Source organism: Edaphobacter sp., from assembly GCF_035532915.1.
Classification (GTDB): Bacteria; Acidobacteriota; Terriglobia; order Terriglobales; family Acidobacteriaceae; genus Edaphobacter.
Map to the genome: position 1 here is coordinate 1 of NZ_DATKQC010000007.1, position 7,013 is coordinate 7,013.

6 protein-coding genes and 1 pseudogene are annotated in these 7,013 nt (G+C 58.3%); 4 read left to right on the forward strand and 3 right to left on the reverse strand.

The window, feature by feature from the left end; translation table 11 throughout:
- Window positions 1-114: 114 nt before the first annotated feature.
- Window positions 115-882 carry an IS6 family transposase gene (locus VMU57_RS00260; protein ID WP_325379581.1) on the forward strand — a complete coding sequence of 256 codons (768 nt, stop codon included), beginning with the start codon at window positions 115-117 and terminating at the stop codon, window positions 880-882.
- Window positions 883-1,170: 288 nt separating this feature from the next.
- Here VMU57_RS00260 and glmS read toward each other — a convergent pair whose 3' ends face one another.
- Window positions 1,171-3,039, reverse strand: coding sequence for a glutamine--fructose-6-phosphate transaminase (isomerizing) (gene glmS, locus VMU57_RS00265; protein WP_325379591.1), 1,869 nt, complete (start codon window positions 3,037-3,039; stop codon window positions 1,171-1,173).
- Between the two features lie 99 nt (window positions 3,040-3,138).
- On the opposite strand from glmS, the gene VMU57_RS00270 reads away from it, so the two are divergent.
- A complete protein-coding gene (locus VMU57_RS00270; RefSeq protein ID WP_325379583.1) occupies window positions 3,139-4,953 on the forward strand; it encodes a mechanosensitive ion channel family protein in 1,815 nt (604 codons plus the stop codon).
- A 5-nt stretch (window positions 4,954-4,958) separates the two neighbouring features.
- Here VMU57_RS00270 and VMU57_RS00275 read toward each other — a convergent pair whose 3' ends face one another.
- Window positions 4,959-5,648 carry an RNA polymerase sigma factor gene (locus tag VMU57_RS00275; RefSeq protein WP_325379585.1) on the reverse strand — a complete coding sequence of 230 codons (690 nt, stop codon included), beginning with the start codon at window positions 5,646-5,648 and terminating at the stop codon, window positions 4,959-4,961.
- Window positions 5,649-5,752: 104 nt separating this feature from the next.
- Here VMU57_RS00275 and VMU57_RS00280 point away from each other — a divergent pair, with 104 nt between their 5' ends.
- Both VMU57_RS00280 and VMU57_RS00285 read left to right on the forward strand, forming a co-directional pair.
- Complete coding sequence (locus tag VMU57_RS00280; protein ID WP_325379587.1) at window positions 5,753-6,157, forward strand: MauE/DoxX family redox-associated membrane protein; 405 nt, start codon at window positions 5,753-5,755, stop codon at window positions 6,155-6,157.
- A gap of 70 nt (window positions 6,158-6,227) precedes the next feature.
- Window positions 6,228-6,566: a hypothetical protein gene (locus VMU57_RS00285; protein ID WP_325379589.1), complete on the forward strand. Its 339-nt coding sequence runs from the start codon at window positions 6,228-6,230 to the stop codon at window positions 6,564-6,566.
- A gap of 35 nt (window positions 6,567-6,601) precedes the next feature.
- On the opposite strand, the pseudogene VMU57_RS00290 reads toward VMU57_RS00285, so the two are convergent.
- Window positions 6,602-7,013 (reverse strand): annotated as a pseudogene (locus tag VMU57_RS00290) (glycosyltransferase family 2 protein); the annotation flags it as partial.

The window sequence follows — 7,013 nt, forward strand, 5'->3', positions numbered from 1 at the left end:
GCTGATGTCGCTTGAAAGGGAACACAGGAGCTGATGGAATGCGCTTAAAGGGGCTCTGTTGCAAAAACTGCGATGGTCTTGTTGAATTCAGCCAGCGTGTATGGAGGTGGGAGCGTGTTGGATTTCAAGTGGCGTCATTTCCAGGGCGAGGTCATCTTGTGGGCGGTACGTTGGTATTGCCGGTATGGGGTCAGCTACCGTGATCTTGAACAGATGATGGGCGAGCGAGGCGTTGGCGTCGATCATTCCACGATCTACCGTTGGGTTCAGAAGTACGCGCCGGAGATTGAAAAGCGGCTGCGCTGGCAGTGGCGTCGCCCACGTTCAACAAGCTGGCGGGTCGACGAGACGTACGTGAAAGTGCGCGGCACATGGACCTATCTATACCGGGCACTCGACAAGCATGGAAGTACGATCGATTTCTACCTCTCGCCGACACGCAACGCCAAAGCGGCGAAGCGGTTTCTTGGCAAGACGCTTAACGGCTTGAAGGACTGGGAGAAGCCGGAGGTCATCAACACGGACAAAGCGCCGACCTACGGTATCGCGATCTCAGAATTGAAGGCTGAAGGCAAATGTCCTCAGACGACACTGCATCGACAGGTCAAGTATTTGAACAACGTCATCGAAGCCGATCATGGCAAGCTGAAGCAACTGATCCGTCCAGTGAGGGGTTTCAAAACGCTGAAGACCGCCTATGCGACCATCCGGGGGTTTGAGATGATGCGCGCGCTGCGCAAGGGCCAGGCAGCGATCTTCAACGTCACGCAAGACATCCATGGCGAGGCACGCATTGTCGAACGAGCGTTTGGCATCGGAGCAAGTGCGCTCGCGGACGCCGTCGCACTCATTGGTGAACAACTCGAACTCCAACCTGCTTGATGTCTGGTCCAAGGTAATGTCTCGGACCCCTGCGTCCATGCCGAAAAGTTGCAACAGAGCCTCGCTATCTGCTGCTCAAGAGAGCTGATGGCAGCGTCCACGCCGTCGCTTCACCGGTAGCCGACGCACTGCATCGCAAACAAACCCGAGGGGTGAGGAAATTGTCAAAAATATCCATAATTCAGATTTTTTGTCAATTCTGAACTGTGCATGCTATTTCAATGACTTACAGAAGCAAAAAATCCACAACAATTGTCATTCCACGGCAATTGATGCGCTCCTTTTGGATCACTCCACCGTAACAGACTTCGCTAGATTTCTGGGTTGGTCTACGTCGCAGCCTCTTCTTACGGCGATGTGGTAGGCAAGGAGTTGTAGGGGGACTACTTCTAGGATGGGTAGGAGGAGTTCGGGGGCCTGGGGGATTTGGATGGTGTGTTCGACCAGGTGCTTGATCTCTTCGTCGCCTTCGATCGCGATGGCGATGACGCGGCCGCTGCGGGCGGTTACTTCCTGAATGTTGCTTAGGGTTTTTTCGTACTTCAGAACGCTCGATGGATCGTCAGGGTCTTTGGTGGCGATGCAGACTACGGGCAGGGTCTCGTCGATGAGGGCGTTGGGGCCGTGCTTCATCTCGCCGGCGGGGTAGCCTTCGGCGTGAATGTAGGAGATCTCCTTGAGCTTGAGCGCGCCTTCGAGGGCGATGGGGTAGTGGATGCCGCGGCCAAGGAAGAGGAAGTCGTTGGCGGTGTGGAAGATCTTGGCGAGCTGGAAGCACTGGTCGTCGACTGAGCGCAGAATGTCTTCGATCTTGCCGGGAACCTTGGATAGCTCGGTGACGAGGTGGAGGGACTCGGCGTCAGTGATGGTTCCGCGGACCTGCGCGAGGTGCAGCGCGAGGATGAAGAGGGCGGTGAGCTGGGCGGTGAAGGCCTTGGTGGAGGCGACGCCGATCTCGGGGCCTGCGTTGGTGGTAATGGTCCCCTGGGCTTCGCGGGTGACGGCTGCACCGACGACGTTGCAGATGGCGAGGGTTTTGCTGCCCTTGGAGATAAGCTCGCGCTGGGCGGCGATGGTGTCGGCGGTCTCACCGGACTGGGTGATGAGCAGGCCGATGGCGTGCGGGTCGGCGATGGGGTCGCGGTAGCGGTACTCGCTGGCGTAGTCGACGTCGACGGAGAGACGGGCGAGGCGCTCGATCATGAACTTTCCGGCCAATCCGGCGTGCCAGCTGGTGCCGCAGGCGGCGATGGTGATCTGGCTGGCGGTACGGAAGTCCTCGTCGGAGATCTGCATCTCGTTGAGGAAGACCTTGCCGGTGTCGAGCGAGACGCGGCCGAGGGTGGTGTCGCGGATGGCGCGGGGCTGCTCGTTCACCTCTTTGAGCATGAAGTGCTTGTAGCCCGCCTTTTCGGCCATAATGGGGTCCCAGGTGATGCGCTGGACCTTTAATGGCAGAGGCTTGCCTTCGAAGTCGGTGAGGGTGACTCCGTTGGTGGTGAGGACGGCGAGTTCGCCATCCTGCAGGAAGTGGATGTTGCGGGTGTGGTGGAGAATGCCGGGGACATCGGACGCGAGGAAGTATTCGCCGTCGCCGATGCCGATGACGGCGGGCGGCCCCATGCGGGCGGCGACGAGCTTATTGGGCTCGTTGGCGGAGAGGACGCCGATGGCGAAGGCTCCGGTGAGGCGGTGAACGGCGCGGCGGACGGCCTCTTCAAGCACGATGCCGGGGGCCTGCTTGATCTCTTCTTCGATGAGGTGGGCGATGATCTCGGTGTCGGTCTCTGTGACGAAGATGTGCCCGGCGGCGGTGAGCTCTTTTTTGAGCGCGAGGTAATTTTCGACGATGCCGTTGTGGACGACGACGAGGGTCTTGGTGCAGTCGCGGTGGGGGTGGGCGTTTTCTTCGGTCGGACGGCCGTGGGTGGCCCACCGGGTGTGGCCGATGCCGAAGGTGCCGTTGATGGGGTTGTCGGCGATAACGGCTTCGAGGTTGCGGAGCTTGCCGGGGGCGCGGCGCAGCTCGAGGCCGGTGGAATTGCCCGCTACGGCGATGCCGGCGGAGTCATAACCGCGGTATTCGAGGCGACGCAGGCCTTCAATGATGACGGGGACGACGGGCTGGGGACCGATATAACCAACAATTCCGCACATGAACTGAGTGTAGATGGTGACAGGCAATTTTGTGCCAGATGAATTTGTGGGACTTTTGTGGGAGGGCGCAGAACCTATAGGCTGGTAGAGATGAAAGATATGCGGAAACTTCTGATTGCGGTGCCGGCGGCGGCATTGGTGGTGCTGTTGATCGCGAGCTACCTGACTCGCGGCTCGATGGCAAATCTCCCGTTCCTGCGGGGCAAGCGTGGCGCTTCGGCGGATACGCTCGTCGACCAGAGGCCATGGCAGACGGCGCAGGCGCTGGCTTCGATGGCGGTCTCGGTGGAGGAGAAGCGGCTGGCGCGGAATGCGGAGCGGTTGGCGGACCATGAGGTCGATCAGGCATTTGCACAGGCGTTGCGGATGGCGGCGTTGCAGCCTCCGGTGCTGAAGGGGAATGCGCTGGCGCTCTCGCAGAAGATTGCCGTCTTGAAGGAGACGGTGAAGGAGGACCAGGCGACGGTGGACCGCGTGACCGCGGCGACGGCGAAGCTGCCCAAGGCTCCGGATGGCACGGTGCAGTCGGACGAACTGGATGCGGCGAAGGCGCAGTTGACGCTAGACAACGACGAGCTGGGAGATGCTACCGACGATCTCGCCAGGGTAAGCGGCGACAAGCGGGGAGAGATTCAGCAGGAGCTGACGGCGCGGGAAGCGTCGATGAAGAAGTTCGACGAGGAGATGGATAGCGGAGGCGCGCCGACGGCGGTGGCTTCGGCAAAGCGGCATGGGACGTTGTATGCGCGGTTGAAGTCGTGGTTCGATCAGCGCAGCCGGATGGACCTGATCGGTCAGGCAAAGGCGGAGGCGGATGCCGATGTCGTGACGCTGACGGCGCAACATGCGGAGATCGAGAAGAAGACCAGTGCGGCTGAGGCAGGAGTAGGTTCAGCGCCGGCCGATGCGGGAACGCCGGACGATGTTGACGCTGTAAGAGGACGCGTGGCGCGGATGGGAAAGATGCATGCGATCGCGGAGGTCCATTCCATTCTGGATGACAGGTTACAGTCGCAGCAGCAGCTTTCGGGAGTCTATGACCAATGGCTGGCCCAGGTGGAGTTGCAACACCGCATTATCACTCACCTGCTCTTTCAGTCGTTTGCGCTCATTGCCTTTCTGCTGCTGTGCGCTGCGCTGCTGGGCGCGCTGGTACGGATGATGCTGGACCGGTCGAAGATGGAGCAGCGCAGTCTGCACACGCTGCGGACGATTGCGCATCTGGGGATTCAGTTTGTGACGCTGGTGCTGGTGCTGCTGGTGATCTTTGGAACGCCGAGCCAGACGCCGACGATCCTGGGACTGGCCACGGCGGGGTTGACGGTGGTGTTTCAGGACTTCATTCTCGCCTTCTTCGGTTGGTTTGTGTTGATGGGGAAGAACGGAATTCGCCTGGGCGACTGGGTGGAAATTAATAGCGTGGCGGGCGAGGTCATTGAGATTGGGGTGTTTCGAACCTCGCTGTTGGAGACGGGAAACTGGAGCGACAAAGGGCATCCGACAGGACGCCGCGTTACGTTCCTGAATAAATATGCCATCTCGGGGCAGTTTCTTAACTTCTCGACGACGGGGCAATGGATGTGGGATGAGATCAGCTTGAATGTGCCGGCGGGTGAAGACACGTTCAAGATGATCGATGAGATCCACGAGGTGGTGCTTAAGGAGACCAGGCAGGGTGGGCAGGAGGCAGAGCAGGAGTGGCAGCGGTCGACGAAGCAGACGAACCTGAGCCTCTTCTCCGCGACCCCATCGGTGGAGATGCGGCCTGCCGGATCGGGAATTGATATCCTGGTGCGCTATGTGACGAGGGCGGCCGACCGGTTTGAGATGAGAAATCGCTTGTACCAGTCGGTGATCAGCCTTCTGCACAAGACGGACGAGCGGGCGGCGCTCTCTTCGGAGTCTAAGAGCTAAGCGATCTATTGGGTGGCGTCGGTAAGGTTTGTGAGGCGGTCGAAGACATTCTGCACGACACGGTCGCAACGGATGCCCATAAAGGGAAAAGCCTCCTTTGCGTCTGGCCCGATGCGCTCGAAGAGCCAGTTGCGGATCATGCCGTGGCCGCGGTGCAGGCGTATTTTGACGTTTTCTTGGGTAAGGTCGAGCGCTTCGGCGGTCTCTGCTGTGCTCAGTTCTTCGATATCGCGCACCATGACGACGGTGCGGTAGTTCTCCGGAAGTTTGAGGACGGCCTCCTCCAGAAACTCTCGCAGCTGGCCAGACGAGGCATTTTTCTCCGGGTCGAGTGCATTGTTGGGCGTCTTCATCGATATCTCTCCGTCATATTCTGAGACATCTACCTGCGGATGCCGGTTGCGTGAGCGAAGACGGGTCAACGCCTCGTGGACGGCGATGCGACTCAGCCATGTGGAAAATGCTGACCGGCCTGCAAATTGTTCAAGGTGCGTGTAGGCGCGAACGTAGGCGTCCTGCATGACATCTTCGGCTTCGACGTCATCGTGCAGAATGGCACGGGCAATGCGATAGAGCCGTTGGTTGTAGCGGCGCATGATGACCTCATACATGGCGAGGTCTCCTGCGCGGACGCGGTCTACGACCTCTTCGTCTGTCAATTGCTTTGATTGTTCGAGGATTGCGGTCGTCTCCATAGCCTGCTCTTCCTAATAGAGTGCGCCCGGCCCAAAACGGTTACAACGCCTGTTCTCTGTAACCGAATGGTGCGCTTTGAAGTCTTTTGCGTGAGAGGTAGAAGATGACTACGTTCAATAAACGCCTCAATACCAGTTGGTGGGCGCTGCGGATTGCGCTGGGTGTGATGCCGATTATTTCGGGAATTGATAAATATTTCAATAAATTGACAGATTGGGGGATGTATCTCAGCCCGATCGCGACGAAGATCGTCCCAGTGAGTACGCCGACCTTTATGCATGTCGTTGGTGCGGTGGAGATTGTTGCAGGCTTGCTCGTGCTGAGCCGATGGACGAAGATCGGCAGCTATCTCGTGATGGTTTGGCTGATTTGCATTGCGTTGAACCTGCTGACGACGGGGATGTTCTATGATATTGCCGTTCGGGACCTTGAAATTGCCGTCGGCGCATTTGCGCTCTCGCAGCTTTCGACAGTGCGCGAAGCCTATGGGCAGGAGGCAGTGAGCTAGAGTATCGTTGCAGTGCCAGAGTTTGCTGCAATGTGTCGTGAATGAAAATCAACATGAAATGGAGAACACCATGAAAGTGCTTCTATCCCTCCTCGCTGCTGGTCTGCTGGCTACTCCAGCATTGGCCGCTCCAAAATCATTCGAGAATGTTTCGGTTGTCGATGTGAACTGCTCCAGCAAGGTCGCGGACAACGCGGACGCGCACACTCGCGACTGCGCTTTGAAGTGTGAGAAGAGCGGTTTCGGTATTGTCACCGAGGATAAGCAGTTCTTGAAGTTCGATGCGGCAGGCAATGCCAAGATTATGAAGCAGTTGCACAAATCGAAGGAAGCCGATCACCTCCGCGTCAACGTCAAGGGCGATGTCGACGGCGACATGCTGAAGGTTGATTCGATCAAACTGCTGTAGGGCTTTGTAATTGCATTTCGGCGGCGGAGAAAAGATCACTCTCCGCCGCGTTGCAGTTCTCGTGTCTTCAGCACGATGAAGTATTCATAGATGGATTGCAGCGTGGCGTAAGTGAGGCCGGCTGCCCCATCGAGAAAGCCTCGTTTGACGACGTAGAGAACGAAGAATTTGACTATCGGGCGAACCGGAAGCCGATAGAAGAGCTCTTTCTGGTGGAAGCGGCGGCGATGGAAGTCGCGCTCGAAGAATGCTGACCGAAGACTGAATGGACGACCACCGATAGCCGCGTGGGCTGCGCGGTTGTCGAGGATTTGCTGTGCCTCGAAGGTGCTGTATTTATTGTGGCGATCGATCCAGTGCCCGACACCTTTGCTGAAGGGATGATGGTCGAGATAGCCAGACACCTGGCCGACAGCGCCGTCAGCGATGGAGATGGGGTTGACGAGA

Coding starts and splice junctions, on each gene's coding strand:
- glmS (WP_325379591.1), bottom strand. CDS start 3,039: ATGTGCGGAATTGTTGGTTATATCGGTCCCCAGCCCGTCGTCCCCGTC.
- VMU57_RS00270 (WP_325379583.1), top strand. CDS start 3,139: ATGCGGAAACTTCTGATTGCGGTGCCGGCGGCGGCATTGGTGGTGCTG.
- VMU57_RS00275 (WP_325379585.1), bottom strand. CDS start 5,648: ATGGAGACGACCGCAATCCTCGAACAATCAAAGCAATTGACAGACGAA.
- VMU57_RS00280 (WP_325379587.1), top strand. CDS start 5,753: ATGACTACGTTCAATAAACGCCTCAATACCAGTTGGTGGGCGCTGCGG.
- VMU57_RS00285 (WP_325379589.1), top strand. CDS start 6,228: ATGAAAGTGCTTCTATCCCTCCTCGCTGCTGGTCTGCTGGCTACTCCA.